This is a genomic window from Aeromonas dhakensis, from assembly GCF_000820305.1.
GTDB classification, from domain to species: Bacteria; Pseudomonadota; Gammaproteobacteria; order Enterobacterales; family Aeromonadaceae; genus Aeromonas; species Aeromonas dhakensis.
The window spans coordinates 3,638-6,583 of the sequence record NZ_CDBH01000014.1 but is presented as its reverse complement, the minus strand read 5'-3'; the positions used below and the strand labels follow the sequence as shown (position 1 = coordinate 6,583).

The window sequence follows — 2,946 nt, the reverse complement described above, 5'->3', positions numbered from 1 at the left end:
GTGTGGCCGGTGGGGGCGGTGTCGAAGAGGATATGGTCGTACTCCGAGCGCAGCGCCGGGTCGGTGAGCAGGGCGGTGAACTCGTCAAAGGCGGCGATCTCGGTGGTACAGGCGCCGGAGAGCTGCTCCTCTATGCTGCGCACCACTCGCTCGGGCAGCTTGCCGCGCACCGGGCCGACGATCCGCTCCCGATAGGCTTTGGCCGCCGCGGGGGGATCTATCTCCAGCGCCGACAAACCGGGCACAGCGGCGATGGCGGTGATGCGATTGCCTATGTCGGTGGCAAACACCTGCCCCACGTTGGAGGCGGGATCCGTGCTCACCAGCAGCACCCGTTTGCCGGCGTCACAGAGGGCCACCGCACTGGCGCAGGCCAGCGAGGTCTTGCCCACCCCGCCCTTGATGGTGGCCTGCGGCGCGGGCAGTCCTGCATAGCGGGCCAACTCGCCGCGGCTCGGATAGCGGCCGGTCAGCACTACCTGACCCTCCACCAGCACCAGCGGCAGCCCCTCCTCCCCGGCGTGGGTCAGAAAGGCGCTGACCGCAGGTGTTTCGGCAAACTGCAGCGGCTGCTGGGCCAGATTGAAACGCTCGATGGCAACGCCCTGCTCCCTGGCCCAGGCCAGATCGGCGGCAAAGGTGACCAGCGCCTGATCGACCTCGGTGCCGCAGACGCCGCTGGCGCAGCAGAGGGCGGGGTCGAAAATCTGAATGACTGACATGGCATTACTCCTTGTGGCAGCAGGGCTGCGCAGGCAGCACATGGGGTGAGCAAGTGGACTCGGCGCGCATCATGCCGCACGCCTCCGGATGGCCGGCGCAGCACTCCTCGGTGAGATAGCCGATAAGGTCCAGCATCAAGGGGATATTGGCGCGGTAGCGCAGGAAGCGCCCCTCCTGCTCCACCGACAAGAGGCCGGCATTGAGCATCGCCTTGAGATGAAACGACAGGGTGTTGGGGGCGATGTCGAGCTCGCCGGCCAGCTCGCCCGCGACCCGCCCATCCAGCCCTGCCTTGACCAGCAGCCGCCACACATCGAGCCGGATCCCGGATGCCAGCGATTCAAAGACCTTGGTGGCCGTCTCTTTGTTCATGTTTGTCTCTCGTTGGATGCGCCTTCATTTCAACTATACAAGAATCATTGAATTGATCAAGTTGCCGCCAACTCTGCTCGTGAAGCCGCAACCTCCCTCTCAACAAGATCATGCCTTTCAATTACATTTTTCTTTAATTTGCATATGCTATTTATGCGGCGTATATATGGCATATGCAAATTAGGAGTCGTTATGCCGAGACCAAAAATAGCCCGTCGTATCTGCGGGCGCCCCGCCAACAGCTGCTTCAAGCCCAATGGTGTCCCCATGCATGAACTGGAGCAGGTGGCCCTCGCCGCCGATGAGTTTGAGGCGCTGCGCCTGGTGGATCTGGAGGGCATGCAGCAACAGGAGGCCGCCCGACTCATGGGCGTTTCTCGCCAGACCTTGGCCAATACCCTCAAGCGCGCCCGCTACAAGGTGGTGGAGTGCCTGAGCTTAGGTAAGGCCCTGTTGATGCAACCCGACGTCCCGCAACCCGGTGGAGAAACCGCGTAATGAACCAGAACGTGAATACAGCAGCCGTGCCAGGCAACCATGCCATCCTGTTGAGCCGGGGCCGGCCATCCGCCCACGTCAGCCGGGCTGAGCAGCTGCAGATTGTCAGTCCAGCCGGCGAGGTGCTCGCGACCATGTCCAACCCGGCCAACGGCGAGGGTTGCCGTGGCAAACAGGCCCTGCTGGCGACGCTACAGGCCCATGCCGTCACTCAGGTGCTGGTGCGAAACATCGGTGAGCACATGCTGGGCCGACTGCTCGATGCCGGGATATCGGTATGGCAGTACCGCTCGGTGCACCTTGATCTGTCTGCTGCCCACTTTCAGCCGCTGACCGACGCCAGCCAGGGCAGTCCGTCACGCCGCAAGGCCAGCAAGGCCGGGAGTCTTATCAAGGGGATCCGGCCATCCTGCAACGGCCGCAAGGGGAAACAGATCGGTAGGGAAAGTGGTTGTCACCAGGCAGAGCAGTGCGGCTGCAATCATCAACAAGGGGACGAACCATGTCACACCTGCTGCTGAGCATGCTGGCCGCCTTCCCATTGATCCTAGCCATGAGCGCCCTGCTCTGGTGGCGCCAAACCCGGCTAGCGGCAGAGCGCCAGGGCACTAGCGACCGGCCTTGTGGCTGCGCAAGCGCTTGTTCCGAGCATCTCTATCAAATTGCAGAGCCCGCCCCCAGACATTCCCCCCGGCAGGCAAGCCAACCCTAGCACCGAGAGCGTGAACGAGAGGTCAGGTTATGGCCGGATCCCGATACTGCTGATGGATGGCGCGAAACGCCTCCTTGCTGCGCAGCGCCGCCGCGACGCAGACGGGGTCGAACTGGCTGCCGGCATGGGTCTTGAGGTACTCGAAGGCCGTCTCGAACGGCCAGGCCTGCTTGTAGGGACGCTCGCTGGTGAGCGCGTCGAACACATCCGCCACCGTGACGATGCGGGCCTCCAGCGGGATCGCCTGCCCTGCCAGCCCCTCCGGGTAGCCCTGGCCGTCGAAACGCTCATGATGGTAGGCAATGATGTTCTTGAGCATGTCGGTGTGATGGATGCCGTCCAGACCAAACTCCTTGATCATCAGGGCGATCATCTCCCGTCCCTTGAGCGGGTGGATCTTCATCACTGCGTACTCCTCCGGGGTCAGCTTGCCCGGTTTGAGCAGGATGGCGTCCGGCACCGCAATCTTGCCGATGTCGTGCAGCTCGGAGAAGAGATGGATGAACTCCACCTCCTCGTCATTGAGGGGGTAATGGGCTGCCACCTCGCAGGCGATGAGCCGCGAATAGCTCGACATCCGGTGCAGATGGTTGGCGGTCTCCTCGTCCCGGTAGCGGCTGAACTCCCGCGCCGTGGTCAGC

General features: G+C 63.1%; 5 protein-coding genes. 2 read left to right on the top strand and 3 right to left on the bottom strand.

The annotated features are described in order from the left end of the window. Window positions 1-722, bottom strand: a 722-nt coding sequence (gene arsD, locus BN1143_RS22715; RefSeq protein WP_156141278.1) for an arsenite efflux transporter metallochaperone ArsD, incomplete at its 3' end; no start/stop codon positions are given. A 4-nt stretch (window positions 723-726) separates the two neighbouring features. After that, entirely contained in the window at window positions 727-1,095 is a 369-nt protein-coding gene (locus BN1143_RS01060) for an ArsR/SmtB family transcription factor (RefSeq protein ID WP_005298747.1), read from the bottom strand. A gap of 192 nt (window positions 1,096-1,287) precedes the next feature. On the opposite strand from BN1143_RS01060, the gene BN1143_RS01055 reads away from it, so the two are divergent. Beyond that, window positions 1,288-1,593: a DUF134 domain-containing protein gene (locus BN1143_RS01055; protein ID WP_042049333.1), complete on the top strand. Its 306-nt coding sequence runs from the start codon at window positions 1,288-1,290 to the stop codon at window positions 1,591-1,593. After that, window positions 1,593-2,114, top strand: a complete 522-nt coding sequence (locus BN1143_RS01050) for a NifB/NifX family molybdenum-iron cluster-binding protein (protein ID WP_042049332.1) — start codon at window positions 1,593-1,595, stop codon at window positions 2,112-2,114. The genes BN1143_RS01055 and BN1143_RS01050 overlap by 1 nt, the downstream gene beginning before the upstream one ends. 213 nt (window positions 2,115-2,327) lie before the next feature. On the opposite strand, the gene BN1143_RS01045 is transcribed toward BN1143_RS01050, so the two are convergent. After that, window positions 2,328-2,946 (bottom strand): HD-GYP domain-containing protein (locus BN1143_RS01045; protein ID WP_042049331.1); only part of this gene is annotated, 619 nt, incomplete at its 5' end.

What these genes read in the sequence shown, in the direction of transcription:
- BN1143_RS01060 (WP_005298747.1), bottom strand. Translation starts at nt 1,095, where the DNA reads ATGAACAAAGAGACGGCCACCAAGGTCTTTGAATCGCTGGCATCCGGG.
- BN1143_RS01050 (WP_042049332.1), top strand. Translation starts at nt 1,593, where the DNA reads ATGAACCAGAACGTGAATACAGCAGCCGTGCCAGGCAACCATGCCATC.
- BN1143_RS01055 (WP_042049333.1), top strand. Translation starts at nt 1,288, where the DNA reads ATGCCGAGACCAAAAATAGCCCGTCGTATCTGCGGGCGCCCCGCCAAC.